This is a genomic window from Bradyrhizobium sp. 139 (assembly GCF_023074175.1).
Lineage (GTDB): Bacteria > Pseudomonadota > Alphaproteobacteria > Rhizobiales > Xanthobacteraceae > Bradyrhizobium.
Genome location: NZ_JADPKS010000082.1, coordinates 14,865 through 34,116 on the forward strand (window position 1 = coordinate 14,865; position 19,252 = coordinate 34,116).

Annotated in this window: 18 protein-coding genes and 1 pseudogene; 10 read left to right on the forward strand and 9 right to left on the reverse strand. The window is 63.3% G+C overall.

The window, feature by feature from the left end:
- Positions 1-189: 189 nt before the first annotated feature.
- Positions 190-1,771: pseudogene (locus tag IVA80_RS19820) on the reverse strand (winged helix-turn-helix domain-containing tetratricopeptide repeat protein).
- Positions 1,772-1,931: 160 nt separating this feature from the next.
- Here IVA80_RS19820 and IVA80_RS19825 point away from each other — a divergent pair.
- From IVA80_RS19825 to IVA80_RS19835, 3 genes are all read left to right on the forward strand, one after another.
- Complete coding sequence (locus IVA80_RS19825) at positions 1,932-2,909, forward strand: tripartite tricarboxylate transporter substrate binding protein (RefSeq protein ID WP_247433953.1); 978 nt, start codon at positions 1,932-1,934, stop codon at positions 2,907-2,909.
- 79 nt (positions 2,910-2,988) lie between these two features.
- Entirely contained in the window at positions 2,989-3,990 is a 1,002-nt protein-coding gene (locus tag IVA80_RS19830) for an acetylserotonin O-methyltransferase (protein ID WP_247433956.1), read from the forward strand.
- A gap of 458 nt (positions 3,991-4,448) precedes the next feature.
- Positions 4,449-4,649: a hypothetical protein gene (locus IVA80_RS19835; protein WP_247433959.1), complete on the forward strand. Its 201-nt coding sequence runs from the start codon at positions 4,449-4,451 to the stop codon at positions 4,647-4,649.
- 16 nt (positions 4,650-4,665) lie between these two features.
- Here IVA80_RS19835 and IVA80_RS19840 read toward each other — a convergent pair whose 3' ends face one another.
- The 4 genes from IVA80_RS19840 to IVA80_RS19855 form a co-directional block, all read right to left on the reverse strand.
- Complete coding sequence (locus tag IVA80_RS19840; RefSeq protein WP_247433962.1) at positions 4,666-5,343, reverse strand: hypothetical protein; 678 nt, start codon at positions 5,341-5,343, stop codon at positions 4,666-4,668.
- 131 nt (positions 5,344-5,474) lie between these two features.
- Entirely contained in the window at positions 5,475-5,957 is a 483-nt protein-coding gene (greA, locus tag IVA80_RS19845; protein ID WP_247433965.1) for a transcription elongation factor GreA, read from the reverse strand.
- Positions 5,958-6,054: 97 nt separating this feature from the next.
- The gene (locus IVA80_RS19850; RefSeq protein WP_247433969.1) at positions 6,055-6,540 is read right to left on the reverse strand and encodes a hypothetical protein; all 486 of its coding nucleotides are present in this window, start codon (positions 6,538-6,540) and stop codon (positions 6,055-6,057) included.
- Positions 6,541-6,558: 18 nt separating this feature from the next.
- The gene (locus tag IVA80_RS19855) at positions 6,559-6,891 is read right to left on the reverse strand and encodes a hypothetical protein (protein ID WP_247433972.1); all 333 of its coding nucleotides are present in this window, start codon (positions 6,889-6,891) and stop codon (positions 6,559-6,561) included.
- 249 nt (positions 6,892-7,140) lie between these two features.
- Here IVA80_RS19855 and IVA80_RS19860 point away from each other — a divergent pair, with 249 nt between their 5' ends.
- Positions 7,141-7,374: a DUF3551 domain-containing protein gene (locus IVA80_RS19860; protein ID WP_247433975.1), complete on the forward strand. Its 234-nt coding sequence runs from the start codon at positions 7,141-7,143 to the stop codon at positions 7,372-7,374.
- A 347-nt stretch (positions 7,375-7,721) separates the two neighbouring features.
- A complete protein-coding gene (locus tag IVA80_RS19865) occupies positions 7,722-9,260 on the forward strand; it encodes a heme peroxidase family protein (protein ID WP_247433980.1) in 1,539 nt (512 codons plus the stop codon).
- A 60-nt stretch (positions 9,261-9,320) separates the two neighbouring features.
- Here the strand turns inward: IVA80_RS19865 and IVA80_RS19870 are convergent, their stop codons facing one another.
- A complete protein-coding gene (locus IVA80_RS19870) occupies positions 9,321-9,839 on the reverse strand; it encodes a hypothetical protein (RefSeq protein WP_247433983.1) in 519 nt (172 codons plus the stop codon).
- Positions 9,840-9,981: 142 nt separating this feature from the next.
- A complete protein-coding gene (locus IVA80_RS19875; protein WP_247433986.1) occupies positions 9,982-11,529 on the reverse strand; it encodes an acetolactate synthase large subunit in 1,548 nt (515 codons plus the stop codon).
- A gap of 280 nt (positions 11,530-11,809) precedes the next feature.
- Between IVA80_RS19875 and IVA80_RS19880 the strand changes: the two genes are divergently transcribed.
- Together IVA80_RS19880 and IVA80_RS19885 are read left to right on the forward strand one after the other, a co-directional pair.
- Positions 11,810-12,388, forward strand: coding sequence for a L,D-transpeptidase (locus tag IVA80_RS19880; protein WP_247433989.1), 579 nt, complete (start codon positions 11,810-11,812; stop codon positions 12,386-12,388).
- An 84-nt stretch (positions 12,389-12,472) separates the two neighbouring features.
- Positions 12,473-13,288, forward strand: coding sequence for a DUF2927 domain-containing protein (locus IVA80_RS19885; RefSeq protein ID WP_247433992.1), 816 nt, complete (start codon positions 12,473-12,475; stop codon positions 13,286-13,288).
- A 195-nt stretch (positions 13,289-13,483) separates the two neighbouring features.
- Here the strand turns inward: IVA80_RS19885 and IVA80_RS19890 are convergent, their stop codons facing one another.
- Positions 13,484-14,290: a class I SAM-dependent methyltransferase gene (locus tag IVA80_RS19890; protein ID WP_247433995.1), complete on the reverse strand. Its 807-nt coding sequence runs from the start codon at positions 14,288-14,290 to the stop codon at positions 13,484-13,486.
- Between the two features lie 87 nt (positions 14,291-14,377).
- Positions 14,378-15,505 (reverse strand): threonine synthase, encoded by a 1,128-nt coding sequence (locus IVA80_RS19895; RefSeq protein WP_247433998.1) that lies wholly within the window; start codon positions 15,503-15,505, stop codon positions 14,378-14,380.
- A gap of 371 nt (positions 15,506-15,876) precedes the next feature.
- Here IVA80_RS19895 and IVA80_RS19900 point away from each other — a divergent pair, with 371 nt between their 5' ends.
- The 3 genes from IVA80_RS19900 (at position 15,877) to upp (ending at position 19,103) form a co-directional block, all read left to right on the forward strand.
- On the forward strand, positions 15,877-17,133 hold the full coding sequence (locus IVA80_RS19900; RefSeq protein WP_247434002.1) for a GTP cyclohydrolase II: 1,257 nt from the start codon (positions 15,877-15,879) through the stop codon (positions 17,131-17,133).
- Positions 17,134-17,140: 7 nt separating this feature from the next.
- The gene (locus IVA80_RS19905) at positions 17,141-18,379 is read left to right on the forward strand and encodes a URC4/urg3 family protein (protein ID WP_247434004.1); all 1,239 of its coding nucleotides are present in this window, start codon (positions 17,141-17,143) and stop codon (positions 18,377-18,379) included.
- A gap of 94 nt (positions 18,380-18,473) precedes the next feature.
- The gene (gene upp / locus IVA80_RS19910) at positions 18,474-19,103 is read left to right on the forward strand and encodes a uracil phosphoribosyltransferase (RefSeq protein ID WP_247434007.1); all 630 of its coding nucleotides are present in this window, start codon (positions 18,474-18,476) and stop codon (positions 19,101-19,103) included.
- The last annotated feature ends 149 nt before the right edge of the window (positions 19,104-19,252 follow it).

Below are 19,252 nucleotides of genomic sequence, written 5' to 3' on the forward strand. Positions count from 1 at the left end.
CAATCGCATATGGCAGCTGAGAGCTTGCCGGACGTGGTCGGCCTGCATGGTTCGAGACGCCCGCTTTGGCGGGCTCCTCACCATGAGGGTCCGATAATCTCGCCGCGAAACACGACCTCATCCTGAGGGCCCGCCGTAGGCGGGCGTCTCGAAGGATGGCCGCAAGCGCAACTGAGGCGAACTGAATGTTTACTTGCTTTCCAGCAGTCCGGTTTGGCGCAATCCCTCCTCGTAACGCGCAACATCCTCGGTCTTTTGATATGGCCCCAACCCGCCTTTCAAATTGGAAAGAGCCCGCGTGGGATTAAGCTCTCTCAGCCTGGCCAATAACTGCCGAGCCGGCTGCATATTTCCAGCCATCGCATTGCTTGCGGCCGCGATGCGGAGGGCCGGCTGGAAGTTCGGATTGTCCTGCAATGCCATCGTCGCCCAGCCAGCCGCTGCTTCGTAGCGGCCGGCAAAGAAGTGTGCATGCGCGATGCCGCTTCGCAGTCCGCCCATCCGTGGATCCAGAGGATCCAGGCGCATGGCGCGCGCGAAGCGTTCGATCGCCGCTTCGGGCTCTCCGAGCCAAGTTTTCACCCATCCGCTGAAACGCCACGCCTCCGCCAGATTGGAGTTCAGCACAAGCGCCCGCTCCATTAAGTCGGCGGCTGCTCCGAGATCGTGAACGACAAACCCTAAAGCCCACCCGCTCGCGGCGAGCGCGCTCGCATCGTCCCTGCCCAGTTCGATCGCCTTCCGAGCGAGCCGCACAACCTCAGCAACATCGTTTGGAGTGACTACAATCCAATCGTCAGCCTTAAGGCGGGCGAAGCAGGAGGCAGCACGCGCATAGGCACATGCGAAGTCTGGATCAAGCTCGATTGCACGATAGAAGAGGCGCAACGCCTCTTCGTTCGACCGCCGACTGCCAAACTGATACAGTTTGCTCATGCCGCGCAAATAGACGGCATAAGAGTCCAGGCTTTCTGTCGGTTTACGCTTGATGCGCTCGATCTCCGCCTTTTCCAACGCTGGTGCTATCGCGGCGACAACGCTCTCGGTCACTTGGTCCTGCAAACCAAATAGGTCGCCAAGCCCACCCTCGATCCGGTTTGCCCAAAGATGTCCTCCGGTCACGGTATCGAGAAGCTGTCCCGTGATCCGTATGCGGTTTTCTGCTTTACGGACGCTTCCTTCCAGAACATAGCGAACACCAAGCTCGCGCCCGACCTGCTTCACGTCGACCGCGCGCCTCTTGTAAGTAAAGCTGGAATTTCGAGCAATGACGACCAGCGCCTTGAAATGAGATAGCGCCGTTATGAGGTCATCGACCATTCCGTCGGCAAAATATTCCTGTGCCGGATCGGCGCTTAGGTTGACGAAGGGGAGAACCGCGATCGAAGGCTTATCAGGTAGCGAGAACCGCCGGAGGTGATTCTATCGCGCGATCAGCGATGGTGGGATCTGAGTCCCCCCGCGGCTCCTGCACGCGTCCGATGAAGCGGTAGCCCTTGCGCGGCAGTGTCTTGATTAGGCGCTGCTCATCGCCGGAATCGCCGATCGCGTTCCGAGCTGCGTTCAGCCGGGTCGTCAGCGCGGCGTCAGATATGATACGGCCGTCCCAGACCGCCTTTATGATTTCTTCTTTGCTGAGGACACGTTCCCTGTTGCTGATCAAGTAGCCAAGTAGGTCGAATACTCGTGGCGCAACGGAAACTATGTCCGTCCCGCGGTGTAGTTCGCGCCGTTCAGCGTCAAACACGAACTCATCGAAAAAATAGCGCAAGTGCCATGACCTGTGGGTGCGTGCGACGGTGCTGGTGCCGAAAGATAAGCCGTCGGTAGGCAAATAGTAAGCCGGAGGTTAAGCGCATACGGCCTTGGCCTGATACGTTCTCCCGGAAAGCACTCAGATCGCGCTGAACACGGTTCGCAAGGAGGATGCAATGAGCATTTTCAGTCGCTTCGCCGCTGTCGCCGGTATCGTTCTGGGCACTGTCTTTTGCTGGAGTTCTGTTGTCGTTGCTGCCGACTGGCCGCATCGCGCTGTCCGCTTAATTCTACCTGTGCCGGCGGGTGCCGCAGCGGACTTCAGTGCCCGGCTTTTTGCGGAGCGGCTCTCGCAACGCTGGGGACAGCCAGTCATCGTGGAAAACCGGCCGGGCGCCGATGGGGTGATCGGGGTCTCCGCCTTTCTCGGCACCGACGACGATCATACCCTGCTTTACGCAATCTCGGCCGTAATTACCGTCCACCCGATCACGCAACAGAAGCTGCCCTATGATCCAACTCGTGACCTGGTCCCGATCTCCCCGACTTCGGAAGTAGTCCTTGCGATAGCGGCCACCGAAAAGAACTCGATCCGCTCGCTCGACGATCTGGTTCGAACGGCTCGCGGCGAGCCGGGCAAGTTGAATTGGGCCGCTTCGCCTGGTTTGCCGCCCTTCGTTGTTGGCGGGTTCTTCAAGAATGCGAAACTGGATCTCGCTTTTGTTTCGTATCGCGACCTTGGCCACGCTCTGCAGGATCTTGGCGAGGGCCGCATCGATGTGTTCGCTCACGCGCTGGGTGTGATCATGCCGCTGGTACAGTCAGGCAGAGCGCGGCTCCTTGCAGTTGCGAGCAGCGATCGCGTCGCGCTTGCTCCTGACGTGCCGACCGTAACCGAAGCCGGCTTCCCCGAGCTTCGAATGGACGGCGTGGTCGGATTTTACGGCAAACGCGGAATGCCCGACAGCTTGCGCGACCGGATTGCATCTGATGTCCACGCTATCGCGAGCGATCCCGGTATTCGTGAAAGACTGGCTGGCGCTGGACAGGTCGCTCGTCCAGGCACGGCGGCAGAGTTCGCCGCTTTGCTTGGCGAATATGGTCTACGGCTTGCTAATCTCGCGAAAACGATCAATTCTAAAGCCACCCAGTGACTATTTGCGCCATATCCTCATCCTCAGCTACGGGACCAACTGACAACAAGCTAGGCATCCTGTTCACGGAGACTCGTCGGTGACGCCCAATCCCTGGCTCGACATGTTGAACTTGATCAATGGATTTCAGATCACCCAAGCCATCCGGGTCGCGTCGGCACTTCGCATCGCAGATCACCTGAAGGATGGCGCGCGATCCGCCGAGGAATTGGCGTCCTTGACGCAGAGCAGCTCCGACGCACTTTACCGGCTGCTGCGCGCGTTGGCGGCGGTGGGCGTCTTTCGGGAAGGCGACGGCCGTACATTTGCGTTGACCCCGATGGGCGATTGTTTGCGGATGGACGCGGCGACGCCCATTGGCGGTTGGGTCGAACATGTTGGCAATTCTGCCTATTGGGAGGCTTGGGGACATCTCTTGCACAGCGTCCGCACCGGAGAAAACGCATTCAAGGCCCTGCATGGCGTCGATGTCTGGGAATATCGCGTCAAGCACCCGGAAGCCAATGCCGTCTTCAACCGCGCGATGACCGACATGTCACGCGGCGGCAGCGAGGCAGTGGTCAAAGCCTACGATTTCTCGGGCTTCGGCCATATTGTGGACGTGGGTGGTGGACAAGGCTCGTTGCTGAGTGCGATCTTGCAGACTTGGCCACAGGCCCGCGGCACGCTGTTTGATCAGCCGCAGGTCGTAGCGGGTGTGAAGGAGCAACTGCAAGCGCATGGTGTGGTCGACCGCTGCGCCATCGTCGGCGGAAGCTTCTTCGACGCGGTGCCGGAAGGCGGGGACGCGTATGTCATGAGGCACATCATCCATGATTGGGAGGACGACGAGGCGATTGCCATTCTCCAATCCTGCCGGCGCGCCATGCGCGAGCCGGCAAAGTTGCTACTGGTTGAACGCACTGTGGCGCCCCCTAACGAGTTGCCGGGCAAGTTCAGTGATCTCAATATGCTGGTCGCGCCGGGCGGCCGAGAACGGACTGGTGGGGAATATGCAGCCTTGTTCGAAAAGTCAGGCTTTGAACTGACCCGAATGTTGCCGGCCGGCACCTTCACAATTATCGAGGCCCATCCTCGCTGAGGGTCCATTCGCAATGTCCGCTTCGGTCAAAAAGGCACCATCCTCGCATTTTCAGCGCTCTGTCGGCTTTGCCTCCAACAGCACCTTCACACGGGAGAGGTCCAAGGTTCGATCCCTTGTGCGCCCACAATTAAACCGAGAGACCAGGCGGAATTGAATCCGCTTTTCCCCGATAGCCGCGCAAAAGCGGACACATCTTTCAGGTCCGGATTGCGCCACAAGCATTCATGGCAGGTCTCGGTGGGGTACAACACGATCTCGCTTACGACGTACCCGCCCTAGGCGATCAAGGATTCTGATGCGTCTTCCCGGAACACCTACATACTCGTCGACAGCTCGGTGACCTTTGTAGTCCTCGACTGTAACGACAAATCGCGGACCATGAGCATCAGCTGAGTACCGCGCAATAAGCTCACGGGAACATCGCGGGAGAGTGCAACGCCACGGTACCGGACTCGATGTATGCGAGCATCGCGCCGACGGACCGGCCCTTTTCACCCGACCGCAATCAAGCATTCATCGGCTTCGTTGGCAGCGCCGAGGTGCTGTCCAGCTGGCGCGGGAGTGACGTTGTCGAAATCGCCATGATGCCCGGGCTTGGGCGCGGCTTCATCAGGCACGACCAGAGGGTTGGCACCATCCGGATCGATTACAAATGATCTGCATGTCCAAGCTTCAAGCGGCCCGCTCCGGCCGCCAGGCCGCGTAGAGACCGACCAGGGTCCCGATGGCGACCAGCGCTGCCGCCAGCAGCACCTGCAATTCCCCATCGTCGGTGGCGCCTACGGACGACACAAGTCTGGTCACGACGACGAACAAAATACTCACAGAGGCTGCCGCGCCCACGCTGAGATAGGCGAGCTCTCGCGTCAGGTTCCGGCCGAGAAGTCCGAGTGCCGTGAAATACATCGCGCAGGCGTTGGGATGAACGAACAAGGCAACGCGCGCGTAAGGACCGTAGGCGTCGAAGAGGGACTCACATCGGCTCAGTGCCGCTTTTGAGGCAACCCGCTGCAAGAACGGCCTGAAAAAACGAGCCTGACCGTAACTCAGAACGGCGCCCGCAATGATGGCCAGCCACGCCACGATAAAAACCGAGACATCCGCGGGCTTCGGATTGAGCGCCACGGACATCAAGATGAGGGCGGTTCCGGGAAAATAGCCAAAATATGGGAAGACCGACTCCAGGAGCACGCAGACGAACATGAAGGCCGGAAACCATGATGAACCGGTCGCATCCTGGACGATGGCGTTCAAGTCGAAGAGATTCGTCTTGTACAAGACGAGATACATGCACGTCGCCAATCCGGCCAGCGCGTAAAACGGCAACGCCCCCGACAGAAACCGTCTCATCCAACCATCGAACTTTGTTTCGCGGACACAGCGGAGACCATCGACATCAGGGGAAGACAACGGAAATGCATGGCCCATGCTTTAGGCGAACGAGATTGCCCCTGTCGATAGCAATCCTCGCCCTGCACGCCCTATGCGATCGAGAGAATCTCGATCTCCTGGCTGCCCGCCCCGACGACATCCCCGACCGCCTTCCCGATCAGCGACCTTGCGACCGGAGCCACGAACGAGATCGAACCCGCCTTCGGATCCGCTTCATCCTCCCCAACGATGCGATAGGTCTGCACGCGGCCATCGGTGCGGCTGAAGGTCACGGTGCTGCCGAAGGCGACGATGTCGGTCGACGCCGGGGTGGGAATGACCTGCGCCGTGCGCAGCCGTTCGGTGAGGTAGCGGGCGTCGCGCAAGGGCACCGCCGACTGCCGCCGCTTCTCGTTGACGTCGTCGATGGCTTGCGCGGCTTCATAGGCCTCGCGCGCTTCTTGAAGCTGCGTCTGCAATGCCTGCAAGCCCGGCTCCGTCACGAGGTTTGGATGGGGCGACACCGGGCGATCCGGCAGCAGCGTCTCGGATGCGGTTTCGGCGCTTTCTTCCTTGGTAAAGGCGACGCTCAACTCGAAAATCCTGTCGAACTGTTGGGGGCACCGTTCGCGCCTTCACGCTGCGATGCCCTATGAATCGCGCCGGACAGCCGCCGGTGATTGTCCCGGACTATATCTCAAGTTCGACGAAACGGCGCAGCTTGAAGACGAGGTCCGGCATGGCCTGGCGGAACCGGGTCGCGTTCCGGACCGTGGTCGAGAACGGCGCGAAGGTGATCATCGCGTTCCAGTGCCTGTAACCGTAGACCGTGACGGAGGCGCCGGTCGCCGGAAAATTCTCCATCTTGCGCAGCTCGCCGAGCACGAGATCGGCGATCGCCTCCGCCGGCAGCAACTGCTTGCCGTCCGGCGTCGTGGCGATTTTCGCGGGCGGTTCGACCGCCTCGATGGCAGCCGGCGCGGCATCGGCCGCATTGTCGGGTTTGACCGGTGCAGCATCGGGAGTGGCCGTCTCGACCAGCTCAAACCCATTCGTCGGCGCTGTCGGCGGAACCTCGACGAGCGGCGGCGGAGCGACACTGTCTGCGCGCTTGTTGCCTCCCAGGATGCTGCTGATCATGGCCACAAGGCCGGCATCCTTCACGTCGTCACTCATTACTCTCCCCCCGGGCCGTCACTGCTTGTCGAACGGTATATATTGCTGGTACTGCCTGGGCACCGAGCTGCGGTAGCGTGCGGGCACGGTGCCGCTGTCGATCGAATGATCGATCTCCTGCTGCCGCGTCATCTTCTTCTCCGCCGGCTTCTTCGACGCATTCTTCTTGGAGTCGGTCGGCTGGGTATCGGTGGTCGCGCCCGGCGTTGCCGTCGTCGCTGCCGGCGCAGCGGTTGTCGCCGCAGGCGCTGCGGTTCCGCCAGCGGCCGGCGCGCTCTGCGCCAGAGCGCGCGGTGTTTGCATGAGAAGCGCCAGCGCTGCTGTCGCAGCCAGCAAGTATGACCTTTGCATTAGAACCTCCAAAATACCCGATCCGAATAAGGCAAGCGTAGTTCTCCGGGATCGACGCATGCAAGTCTGCTCACGATAGGCCGGAACCCCATCGCAAACTGTGGCCGAGATCACATAGCTGGGCGCCGGCTGCGGCATGATGTGCCTCGTCGCGAACGCAAAGGCATTCCGCCGACACCAATACAGGCATGACCACGAGCGCAGAACTCGACTGATCGTCCTATTCATCCGCTCTCGAAGGAGCTTGAAATGCGTCGCACCATCCTTACTCTCGCATCGCTCGCAGCCCTGATCGCCGTCGCATCCCCGGCCGCCCGGGCACATCCTGCAAATGATCGATATTGCCTGCAGGGGCGCATGTGGGGCTATCCCGGCAACTGCCAGTTCGCGAGCTATCAGCAGTGCCTCGCCACGGCGTCCGGCACGTCGGCCTATTGCGGCATCAATCCGCGCTACGCGTACTCGCAGCAGCGTGCCTACTGACGACCTCGCGGCGTGCGCGCATGACGCGCGCGCCGCCACAATTTTTTGCGCGTGCACCATGCACGTTTGCGAGTATCGCCACGGCGATTAGGTCGGCCAAGCTGACATTGCGCAAGGCTGCGATTTCCGATGACGAGAATGTTATCCGTCATCGCTTCAGGAAAAATTTGCAAAGCGCGGCCGCAGCTTGTCCGCAACGCTCCCTCCCGGAACAGCATCGATGTCGCGCACTGTGTGAAGCAGCGGCTTGTGGCGCCCAATTGCCTGATCTAGCCTAACCTGCATATTCTGCTGCGAACAACTTTAGCTTTATTCGTTCCGCCGTGACTTTTCAGGGAGGTGTTTCAATGAGCAGCCGCCACGCAATTATTCCGCGCGGTCTGAACGCAACGCGTTCGTCGCTTTCGCAAGGCCGCTTCGGTCGCATGTTCCGCAAGCTCGCACCGGCTAAATTCGGCCCGAACGACGCCGACAATGTCGCGAACCTGTCGGCGCTGGCCGACAAGATGGTCGCCGACTTCGACGGACCGAAGGACGGGCCGGATGCGGAAGAGAGCGGCATTCCCGCGCTCTATACCTATTTCGGCCAGTTCATCGACCACGACATCACCTTCGATCCGGTAAGCTCGCTGACCAAGCAGCAGGACCCCGACGGGCTCGTCGACTTCCGCACCCCCGCGCTCGATCTGGACAATCTCTACGGCCGCGGCCCGAACGACCAGCCTTACATGTATGACGGCATCAAATTCCGCCTCGGCGAGAAGCTCACCGGCACCGGGGTGCCCGATGCCAGCGACCTGCCGCGCTTCAAGGGCCGCGCGCTGATCGGCGATCCCCGCAACGACGAGAACAGCATCGTCTCGCAGTTCCAGGCCTTGATGCTGCGCTTTCACAACCGCATGGTCGACGACAACGACAGCCTGTCGTTCGAGGAGGTGCAGCAGCGCGTCCGCTTCCACTATCAATACGTGGTGCTGAACGACTTCCTGCCGCGCATCGTCCACGCCAGCGTGCTGGACGAGCTAAGGACCGCAGGTCACTACGACCGCAGCAAGCTTGCCCACTACCACTGGAAGACTTATCCGTTCATGCCGGTCGAGTTCTCGGTCGCGGCCTACCGGCTCGGGCACTCCATGATCCGCCCCGGTTACCGGCTGAACGATGCGGCCAACATGCTGTTGCAGATCTTCCCCGATCCCAACAATCCCGACACGAACGCGCTGACCGGCTTCCGCGCCATGGGCCCGGGACGCGCCATGGACTGGGGCCGCTTCATCGATCTCGACACGCGCGCTTATGGTGTCGAGGACGACGACACCAATGCCGACAACAACAAGCGGCTTCAGTTCGCCTACCGCATCGATGCCTCGCTGGTCGACCCGCTGCGCAAGCTGCCGCCGGAGGTCGCGTCCAATCCGTCGTCGCTGGCGCTGCGCAATCTCGAGCGCAGCTGGCGGCTCGGACTGCCGTCCGGCCAGGCCGTCGCCAGGGCGATGAACCTGACGCCGCTGACGGACGATGAAATCATCATCGGCAAGGCCGTCGATGAACCCGGCGCGGGCGATCCGCAGACCAAAATCGCAACCATCGCGAACGGCGTGTTTGCCGGCAATTGCCCGCTTTGGGCCTACATCCTGGCCGAGGCGCGGCAGTTCCAGGTCGCAGTGACGATCCCGGCCACCGGCGCGCCGGCGACCGGGATCAACACGCCGCAGCTCGGGCCGGTCGGCGGCCGCATCGTGGCCGAGGTCTTCCTCGGCATGATGTTCGGCGACAATTCCTCCGTGCTGTCGCTCGATCCGCAGTGGACGCCGGTGACCGGCTCCAGCTTCGCGCTGAAGGACCTCGTCGCCTATGCGCTCGGCCAGGGCGATCCCCTGCACTGAGCTTGCGACGGTAGCGCAAAGGCCGTCCGCGTTGCGCGGGCGGCTTTTTTCGGAGCCTGCTCAATGCGGCGCCCCCAATCCGCTCTCCTCCAGCCGCGCCGCGAACCAGCGCGACAGCGGCTGATCGATCAGGCCGCTGACATAGACCTCCGAAATCGTCACATGGTGCTTGTCCAGCACCAGCAGCACGCCGATCCAGTAAGCGAACCAGACATGCGCATCGGTCAGCGCCATCAGCTTGTGCTGGTCGTGCTCGAGCGAGGTGTGATTGCTCGCCTTGCGGATCTCCACGGTGAGCAGATTGTTCGGGATCTCGCGCTGATGCACGACGACATCGGGGTAGATCGACTTTCCCAGATGATCGTCGGTGGAGATGATGGTGCCGTGCGGCAGATGCAGCGTGCGCTCGCCGAGCCGGTCGTAGTTGCAGTCGACTGACCAGCCGGAGAATTGCTTCTCCAGATGCACGGCAAAGCGGTGCGTGATCGCACGCTCGCCGATGTCTTTCTCGAACAAAAATCCCTCGTGGGCGTAGAAGTCCCGGAGCGCCGCGATCACCTTGTTCAGATCGGTCTGCATTTTGCCCCCGGGGCGCAGTCGTGAGTAGCCCGGATGGAGCGTAGCGCAATCCGGGTTCTCGCAAAACGCAACGCGTCCCGGATTGCGCTTCGCTCCATCCGAGCTACATGAGGACCGGAATTCGCGGCGCAGTCGACCAGACCTACATCTGGACTTCGATCAGCCGCGGCCCGGGCTCAGCGACGGCTTCGGCCAGCGCCTTGTTGAACTCGTCGGTGTTGGTGACGGCGCGGCCGGGCACGCCCATGCCCTTGGCCAGGGCCACGAAATCCAGCGTCGGACGGTCGAGCCGGAGCATGTCGTTGGCGCGCTGGCCGGGCTCGCCGGCGCCGACATTGTCGAACTCGCCGCGCAGGATCTGGTAGATGCGGTTGGCGAACACGATGGTGACGATGTTGAGGTTCTCTCGCGCCTGCGTCCACAGCGACTGGATGGTGTACATCGCGCTACCGTCGCCAACCATGCAGATCACCTTGCGGTCCGGGCAGGCGATCGCGGCGCCGATCGACAGCGGCGTGGAGAAGCCGATCGAGCCGCCCATGTTCTGCAGCCAGTCGTGCGGCGCGGCGGCCGCCGTCGGCGGGAAGAAGGCGCGGCCGGTGGTCAGCGACTCGTCGACCATGATCGCGTTCTCGGGGATCGCATAGGCGATCGCCTGTGCGATCGAGGCGTGGGTCAGCGCGCCGGTCGGCTTGAGCAGCTCCTGCGAGGCCTGCGGCTTGACGTCGTTCGCGCTGGCCTTCACGGCGCCGGCGAGCGCCTCAAGAGCTGCGACCGAATTCTCGCCCCAGGAGGTCATGCGATGCACGTCGCAGCCCTCGGGCCTCAGCACGCTCGGTTTGTTCGGATAGGCGAAGAACGCCACGGGATCGTCGGACTCGACCAGCACGATGTGGCGGAATTTCGCCAGCATCGGCAGCGCCTGGTCGATGACATAGTGGATGCGGTCGATCGAGAAGCGGCCGCGGCCGCGTGCCATCCTGGGACGGAAGGTCGGACCCATCACGGTGCAGCCGGTCTTGGCGGCGATACGCTCGGCCAGCGCCAGGCCCTGCTCGGTCAGGGCGCTGCCGGTCATCAGCAGCAGCGTGCCCTCGCCGTCGCCGTGCAGGATTTTTGCGGCCTGCTCGACCGCCTGCGGCGAATAGCTCGCGCGTTGCTGCTCGGCCGGCACCTCGGCGATGCCGTCGGCCTCGTTCCAGGCGGTGTCGGCGGGCAGGATCAGGGTGGCGATCTGCGGCGGTGCGCTTTTGGCGGCGGCGATCGCCGCGGCGCCGTCAGCGGCGATCGATTTGGAATCCGGCGAGGTGCGGACCCAGGACGACATCGGCCGCGCCAAGCCCTCGATGTCGGAGGTCAGCGGCGCGTTGTAGCCGATGTGGTAGATCGCATGCTGGCCGACGATGTTGACGATGCCGGAATTCGCCTTCTTGGCGTTGTGCAGATTGGCAAGACCGTTGGCGAGGCCGGGGCCGAGATGCAGCAGCGTCGAGGCCGGCGTGCCCTTCATGCGGAAATAGCCGTCAGCGGCACCGGTCACCACGCCTTCGAACAGGCCGAGGACGCAGCGCATGCCCGGCACGCGATCGAGCGCTGCGACAAAATGCATCTCGGAGGTGCCTGGGTTAGTGAAGCAGACGTCGACCCCGCCGTTGACCATCGTTCGCACCAGGCTTTCCGCACCGTTCATTCCAAAGCTCCCGCAACCGGCCATGCCCAATAATCCGTCCGATCAATCATTGTTCGCTCGTCTCGTCAAAGCAATAGCCGGGATCGCGGCTCAGCCCCGCGTGACGATGCGCCGGTTTGGCTAACGCTTTTCGGCAAATTGGCGTGGTTGCCGAATTGGTAATGCCAATCGTTAAGCATGGCTTATTCGTAAAGGGCTTGCCTCACGGGCCCGTGGCTTGCGAAATGCCGGCAAATATGGCCTGTGGCTTTCGTTGAATCGATTTTTTGTGGGGGAAACAATGATCCGGTTCTTTGCCGCGCCGATTGCCGCCATCGCACTGCTGTCGGCCACGGCAGGCGGCGCCTTCGCCGAAGAGTTCGACTCGCGCGACATCATGGGCGGCGGCCCGAACTTCTTCCGCGGCGGCTCGAGCCCGATCCCCCGCACCACCGTCAATTACAACGGCACTTATGCACCCGGCACGATCGTGGTGAACACGACCGAACGGCGGCTCTATCTGGTGCTCCAGAACGGCCAGGCCTTGCGCTACGGCATCGGCGTCGGCCGCGACGGCTTCCGCTGGGGCGGGGTGCACAGGATCACCGCCAAGAAGGAGTGGCCGGCCTGGACGCCGCCGTCGCAGATGCTGGCCCGCCGGCCGGACCTGCCGCGCCACATGAAGGGCGGCATCGAGAATCCGCTCGGCGCGCGCGCGATGTATCTGGGCTCGACGCTCTACCGCATCCACGGCTCCAACGAGCCGGAGACGATCGGCCAGGCGGTCTCCTCGGGCTGCTTCCGCATGACCAATGAGGACGTCAGCGACCTCTACGGCCGCGTCTCGGTCGGCACCACCGTGGTCGTGCTGAACAACTAGCCGTCGGCGAGCTGCGGGAACCCGCAGGGCGCGTGAATATGCGGTCTTGTGCGCGCGAGGCGAATGCGGCAGCGTCGACTAGCAATGAGCGCATTGGCCCCGCCTTCGTCCGGCTTTCGCATCGCCCTGCTGGTGCTCGCCACCTTCGCGTTCGCCCCTGACACCGCTACCATCGCGGGCGCGGGCGAATTGCCCGCGATCGCCTCGCGCCAGCGTGCCGAGAAGAAGAGCTTTACCGACGCCGAGATCGTCGAGGGCTTTCTGAAGATCGCAATCGGCGCCGAATTCCACCTCGCCGGCCGCGTCGACCGCATCCGCAGGTTCGACGGGCCGGTGCGCGTGTACGCCGAGAGCGACCGCGCCGACCGCAAGGCGCAGCTCGCCAAGATCGTGGCCGACATCGGCGCCCGCGTGCAGCATCTCGACATCGCCATGACCAGCACCAGCGAGGCGGCGAATGTGCGGGTGAAGCTCGTGCGCGACCGCGACCTGTTTCGCACGATGTCCAGTTTCTACGGCGCCGAGAAAGCGCGCGAGATCCGCACCTCGCTCGATCCGCAATGCCTGTCCGGCTTCCGCAAGAACGACAATTTCGAAATCGAGCATTCCGACGCGATCCTCACCGTCGACAACGGCGATTTCGTCTTCCTCGACTGCGCCTATGAGGAGCTGCTGCAATCGCTCGGCCCGATCAACGACACCACCAGCGTGCCCTGGACCATGTTCAACGACAATGTGTCGATGGGCTATTTCGACGTCTACGACCAGTACATCCTCAACCTGCTTTACGATCCCCGCATCAAGCCCGGCATGACCGTGCAGGAGGTCAAGGCGGTGCTGCCCGACGTGCTCACCGATGTGCGCATTTGGGTGAAGCGCGTGAACGATCTGAAGGAGTGAAGCGTTCTTCCTTCTCCCCTTGTGGGAGAAGGTGGCGCGAAGCGCCGGATGAGGGGTTCTATCCGCGATCCATATCTCACACCCGTTATGCGGACAGAACCCCTCATCCGTCTCGCCGCTGCGCGGCGATCCACCTTCTCCCACAAGGGGAGAAGGAAAAAGCAGTCGCGATCGCGGCTGCTTATCGTCGCCTCCTCACATCTTCCTTGCCTTGGTCATCAGGAATTGCTGGCGCATCACGTTGTTGCCGCCATCGAAATACTCCGAGATCAGCGCCTCGAACTCTGCGCGGAAGCTCCTCAGCCTGTCCGGCTCGTCCTTGTACTGGGCAATGAGCTTGATCAGCGGCCCGATCGTCGTCTCCATGGTTCGGCGGAAGTGCTGTGGGCTGAGTGCAGAGGGCGTCATGATGTCCATCTCGAAGGCGATATCCTTCACTTTCCCTGCGAGGCGCTCGACGACGATCTTCGGATCCCCCCACGACACCGGTGATGCGACGCCCTCGGGCGGCGGCAGATGGCGGCCGATCAGCGCGAACATCCGTCCGACATAGAGATGCGGCGGCCAGGTGGAGAAGGCGATGGTGCCGCCGGGCTTCAGCACCCGCAGCATCTCGCCGATGGCAACCTCCGGACGGGGTGCGAACATGTGACCGAACTGGCTGAGCACCAGGTCGAACTCGTTGTCGCCGTAGGGCAAGCTTTCGGCGTCGCCGTCGGCGAAGTCGACATCGAGGTTCGCTAGCTGCGCGTGCTCGCGGGCGCGCTCGATCAAGACCGGCGACAGGTCGAGACCTCTGACTTTCGCACCGCGACGCGCCGCCGTGATGGCAACAACGCCGGTGCCGCATCCGACGTCGAGCAGTCTTTGGCCGGGCGCAGCGCTGGCGAAACTCACGAGCCTGGCTGCCGATGGTGTCGTGAACACCTCCATCGGCGTGAACAGCGACCAGGCCTCCTTCTGGACTGCCTTGAAACCGGCAAACGGGTCTTGTGCGGTCATGGAACTCTCCCTTGCGCGAGGTCGGCCTTCATGAGGCTGGCGAAGGTGGCGGAAGGTTCAACACAATGAGAACGGCGGTCGCCAGCCCTACTGCACGAGATCCGCGACGGTGGTCGCAGCCTTGAGGCCGGTGCCGGTGAGGACTGCGACCGTGGTCTCCTTCGCTTTGATGGCACCGGTAGCGGATAGTTTTTCCAGCGCGGCGGCCGCGCTGGCGCTGGTCGGCTCGGCGAACAGGCCCTGCCGTGCGAGACGACGCAGGGCGGCGACGATCTCATGCTCGGTGAGCGCAACGGTACCGCCGCCGCTCTCGCGCAAGGCGGCGATGATCTCGCGCAGGCGCAGGGGATGCTTGATGGCGGTACCTTCGGCGATGGTTTTTTGCACCTCGCGCGGCACCGGCGTATCGACGCCGGCCTGAAAACTCGCATCGATCGGCGAGCAGTTTTGCGGCTGCGCCGCGAACAGGCGCGGCAGCTTTGCGATCTGGCCGACCCTGAGCAACTCGCGGAAGCCGAAGGCGCAGCCGAGCAGAGAGCTGCCGGCGCCGACGGGGACGATGACGTTGTCGGGCGCGCGAAAACCGAGGTCTTCCCAGATCTCATAGGCCAGCGACTTGGTGCCTTCCAGAAAGAAGGGCTGCCAATTGTGGCTGGCGTAAAAAGTCTTGTGCGACTGGCGGATGGCCTCGGCCTCCGATTCCTCACGCGGGCCTTCAACGAGCTGCACCGCGGCGCCATAGGCGCGGACCTGCGCGATCTTGGCCGGCGACGTCGAGGCCGGCGCCAGTATCTTCACACGCATGCCGCCGGCGGCGCCGAGCCCGGCCATCGACGAGCCGCCATTGCCGGAGCTGTCCTCCAAAATGGCGTCGACGCCGATCTGCCGCAGGAACGACAGCATCACCGCCGAGCCCCTGTCCTTGAAGCTGCCGGTCGGATTGAACCATTCGAGCTTGAACAGCGGGCGCAGGTCACCCCAGGCCTGCGCGACCAGTGGCGTGCAGCCTTCGCCCAGCGTGATCGGATTTTTGATATCCACCGGCAGCGCCGCGCGGTAGCGCCAGAGCGACCGCGTCCGGGGCTCGATCTCCTCGCGCGACAGCCCCGGCCCCGGGGTCACCAGCAGCGGCGTGCGTTCGTCCGAGCACCAGCGCGGCTGGTCGAGCGGATAGAGCTGTCCGTTGCGGGGATCGACGTAGCTGACGGCAGGCATGGCGGTCTCCAGGGCAAAGAGCGATCTATACGATTGGTCTGACCATACGTCTTGTCCAGAACTTGACGCCCTCCGCGCCAACGACGCGCCGCTCCTTGAAATGGAGAAAACAACAATATTTCAATCTCTTAGAGAGATCGCGCAGGCAGAACCGTGACTTCGGGAGCTGCGTTCAGGCGAGCTCTGCCGGCTCGCTGGGGACGGAAATTCGGCTCGAACGGCCCCGCTCGCGCATCACGATTAACTTGTCTGTCGCGGCTGGCCGCTACAATATGTCAGATTGAGCTCGCGTCGTCGGTGGATCCGTACCGGCAGCGCGACCGAGCCAGGCCCGTCCGAGCGGCGGGCCGTTGGCTTTTTGGAGTTTGGTCATGAGCCGCGCCAACCGTACCGACCACATCCGCCTCACCTCCCATCCGGAGCCGGGCAAAAAGGCCGCCTTTCCGATTCACTGGGGCGCCGCGGATGCGCGCGCCCGCGGGCCGATCATCGGCACGGTGTCGCGTGCGCAGGATCGCAACGTCATCGGCAGCCATGGCGGCTCCTACGCGATGTACCGGGCGCTCGCGGTGTCCGCCGGCGCGCTCGATCCGATCCGCCGTCCCGACCTCACCAACACCTTTCCGGCGGCGACCATTGGCCCTTTTCCGCAATGGAGCGATCCCGCCAAGATCGTCGCGCTCGATCCGTGGGGGCATCTGGTCGCCGAGAATTTTCGCACCGAGATCGCCGAAGGCCTGGACATCAGGCCGAGCATCGCGGTGACCCGCGCGCGGCTCGACCTGCCGGAGATCCGCGAGGCGCTGGCCGCAAAACGGCTGCGCGCCGATGGCGAGGTCGTGCACGCCAATGGCAGCGTGTCGGTGGTGAAGATCGCCATCGACCCGGTCTGGTATCTGCCGGGCCTTGCGACGCGCTTCGGCACCAATGAGACCGATCTGCGGCGCACGCTGTTCGAGCAGACCGCCGGCATGTTCCCCGAACTGGTGACGCGGCCGGACATGAAGGTGTTCCTGCCGCCGATCGGCGGCACCACCGTGTACATGTTCGGCGATGTCACCAAGCTGCCGGACCACCGTACAAAAATCACCTGCCGCGTGCATGACGAGTGCAACGGCTCCGACGTGTTCGGCTCCGACATCTGCACCTGCCGGCCCTATCTCATCCACGGCATCGAGGAATCCGCGCGTGGCGCGCAGGAGGACGGGCTCGGGCTCGTCATCTATAACCGCAAGGAAGGCCGCGCGCTCGGCGAGGTTACCAAGTTCCTGGTCTACAATGCCCGCAAGCGCCAGGAGGACGGCGATGCAGCCGCCGCCTATTTCGAGCGCACCGAATGCGTCGCCGGCGTCCAGGACGCGCGCTTCCAGCAATTGATGCCGGACACGATCCACTGGCTCGGCTTGAAGCGCATCGACCGCTTCCTGTCGATGAGCGACATGAAACACGATGCGTTGACCTCGCAGGGCATCGACATCGTCGAACGCGTGCCGATCCCGCCGGAGCTGATTCCGGCCGATGCCTATGTCGAGATCGCCGCGAAGAAGGCCGCCGGATATTACTCCGAGGAGATTCCAGCGGCAGAGGATCTGATCGGCACCGTCGGCCGCTCGCTGGAAAAATATTGATCAATTGATGGCGGACGCTTTGGAACTGCATGCACGTTCGCTGCTCACCGCATCAGCAGTGCGCGCGCGGGCCGGGCAGATGCTCGAGATCGGCCTCGCTGGCGGGCTCCAGCACTTCACGATCGACCTCGGCCGCATGGATGGCGTGGCGGAGGCCGTGGTCGCGGTGACGCGCGGGGCCTATCCGACACTGGAGATTCCCTTCCACGCGCGCTGGCGGCATTTTGTGCTCGGCGGCGTCGACCGCTGGACACGGCTTGCGGACGCGGCCTCGTGGCCGGATCGTGCCGCGCGGGCGCGCGCCGAGTTCGACCTCGCAATCGTCAGCGTACTGCTTGATGCAGGTGCCGGCGCTGCCTGGCGATATCGCGACGCGGTGACGGGTGATGGCATCGGCCGATCCGAGGGGCTTGCCATCGCAAGCCTCGACATGTTCGCGAACGGCCTGTTCTCCGGCGAGGCCCGCGCGCCGTTCCGGGTCGATGCGGACGTGCTCGCAAAGCTGCCGCTCGCCGCGCTCACATCCGCGTTTCAGGTGAGCGATGCCAATCCGCTGCTCGGGCTTGAGGGACGCACCGATCTGTTGCGCCGTCTGGGCAAGCTGGTAGGCGAGCGCGCGAAAATTTTCGGCTTGCACGATACGCCGCGGCCGGGCGGCCTGTTCGACCACATCGCGGCGCAGGCGAACAACGGCGCGCTTCCCGCACCTGCCATCCTGTCCGCCGTGCTGAACCAGCTCGGGCCGATCTGGCCCTCTCGGCTCGCGCTTGCGGGGATTCCACTCGGCGATTGCTGGCGCCATCCGGCCATCAAGACGGACGACGAAACGGCGGGCCTCGTGCCCCTGCACAAGCTGTCGCAATGGCTGAGCTATTCGCTGATCGAACCGCTCCAGCGCGCCGGATTTGATGTCACCGACATCGACGGACTGACCGGGCTTGCCGAATATCGCAATGGCGGCCTGTTCGTCGATCACGAGGTTCTGCGCCTGCGCGATGCCGCGGACGCCGGGCGTGCACACGCGGTCGACTCGCTGCTCGTGGTGGAGTGGCGCGCACTGACCGTCGCGCTGCTGGATCGGCTTGCGGAGCGCATTCGTGCAAAACTCGGCCGCACGCCCGAGACGTTGCCGCTGGCCAGCATTCTGGAAGGCGGTACATGGGCCGCAGGCCGCGCCATCGCCTTCGCGCGCCGCCCCGACGGTGCGCCGCCGCTCAAGGTGATCAGCGACGGCACGGTGTTTTAATATCCAGATCGTTTGAGTTCGCGGCAACGACCCCTCATCCGGCGCTTCGCGCCACCTTCTCCCACAAGGGGAGAAGGAAGAAAGGCATCCCATCATGCAAGGCGTCACGATCGTCGATCATCCGCTGGTGCAGCACAAGCTGACCCTGGTGCGGGACAAATCGATCTCGACAAAATCGTTCCGGGAGCTGATCAAGGAGATCGGCATGCTGCTGTGCTACGAGGTGACGCGCGACCTGCCGCTCGCCGACGTCGTCGTCGACACGCCGCTGGCGCGGATGCACTCGGCCAAGATTGCCGGCAAGAAGCTGGTGTTCGTCCCCATGCTTCGCGCCGGCACGACTTTCGTCGACGGCATGATGGATCTGGTTCCGACCGCGCGCGTCGCGCATATCGGCCTCTACCGCGAGCCGCACAGTTTTTCGGCGGTCGAGTACTTCTTCAAATCGCCGTCAGATCTCAGCGAACGGCTGGCGATCGTGGTGACGCCGGTGGTGGCAACCGCGAATACGGCCGTGGCCGCAATCGACCGGCTGAAGGAACGCGGCGCCAAGGATATTCGCCTCGCCTGCCTGATCGCCGCACCCGAGGGGCTCGAACGATTGCGCGGATTGCACCCGGATGTGCCGATCTGGACGGCGGCGGTGGATGAAGGCCTCGACGAGAACGGTTTTATTCTCCCGGGCCTCGGCGATGCCGGCGACCGAGCTTACGGGACGCGGTAGTTCAGAGCACGATGATGTTAGGTTCGGTCGGCTGTCCATGGCTCACCTCTCCCCAGCGGGGAGAGGTCGGATTGCAAAGCAATCCGGGTGAGGGGCCGCGGCGTTCAGTGAGACTGTAACCCCTCACCCGGACCGCATCTTTCGATGCG

Bases quoted from the DNA above. Each gene is read 5' to 3' on its own strand.
- IVA80_RS19875 (WP_247433986.1), bottom strand. From the start codon at position 11,529: ATGAACGGTGCGGAAAGCCTGGTGCGAACGATGGTCAACGGCGGGGTC.
- IVA80_RS19855 (WP_247433972.1), bottom strand. From the start codon at position 6,891: ATGCAAAGGTCATACTTGCTGGCTGCGACAGCAGCGCTGGCGCTTCTC.
- IVA80_RS19900 (WP_247434002.1), top strand. From the start codon at position 15,877: ATGAGCCGCGCCAACCGTACCGACCACATCCGCCTCACCTCCCATCCG.
- IVA80_RS19840 (WP_247433962.1), bottom strand. From the start codon at position 5,343: ATGAGACGGTTTCTGTCGGGGGCGTTGCCGTTTTACGCGCTGGCCGGA.
- IVA80_RS19860 (WP_247433975.1), top strand. From the start codon at position 7,141: ATGCGTCGCACCATCCTTACTCTCGCATCGCTCGCAGCCCTGATCGCC.
- IVA80_RS19825 (WP_247433953.1), top strand. From the start codon at position 1,932: ATGAGCATTTTCAGTCGCTTCGCCGCTGTCGCCGGTATCGTTCTGGGC.
- IVA80_RS19895 (WP_247433998.1), bottom strand. From the start codon at position 15,505: ATGCCTGCCGTCAGCTACGTCGATCCCCGCAACGGACAGCTCTATCCG.
- IVA80_RS19885 (WP_247433992.1), top strand. From the start codon at position 12,473: ATGAGCGCATTGGCCCCGCCTTCGTCCGGCTTTCGCATCGCCCTGCTG.
- IVA80_RS19890 (WP_247433995.1), bottom strand. From the start codon at position 14,290: ATGACCGCACAAGACCCGTTTGCCGGTTTCAAGGCAGTCCAGAAGGAG.
- IVA80_RS19880 (WP_247433989.1), top strand. From the start codon at position 11,810: ATGATCCGGTTCTTTGCCGCGCCGATTGCCGCCATCGCACTGCTGTCG.
- IVA80_RS19870 (WP_247433983.1), bottom strand. From the start codon at position 9,839: ATGCAGACCGATCTGAACAAGGTGATCGCGGCGCTCCGGGACTTCTAC.
- upp (WP_247434007.1), top strand. From the start codon at position 18,474: ATGCAAGGCGTCACGATCGTCGATCATCCGCTGGTGCAGCACAAGCTG.
- IVA80_RS19835 (WP_247433959.1), top strand. From the start codon at position 4,449: ATGTATGCGAGCATCGCGCCGACGGACCGGCCCTTTTCACCCGACCGC.
- IVA80_RS19850 (WP_247433969.1), bottom strand. From the start codon at position 6,540: ATGAGTGACGACGTGAAGGATGCCGGCCTTGTGGCCATGATCAGCAGC.
- IVA80_RS19865 (WP_247433980.1), top strand. From the start codon at position 7,722: ATGAGCAGCCGCCACGCAATTATTCCGCGCGGTCTGAACGCAACGCGT.
- IVA80_RS19905 (WP_247434004.1), top strand. From the start codon at position 17,141: ATGGCGGACGCTTTGGAACTGCATGCACGTTCGCTGCTCACCGCATCA.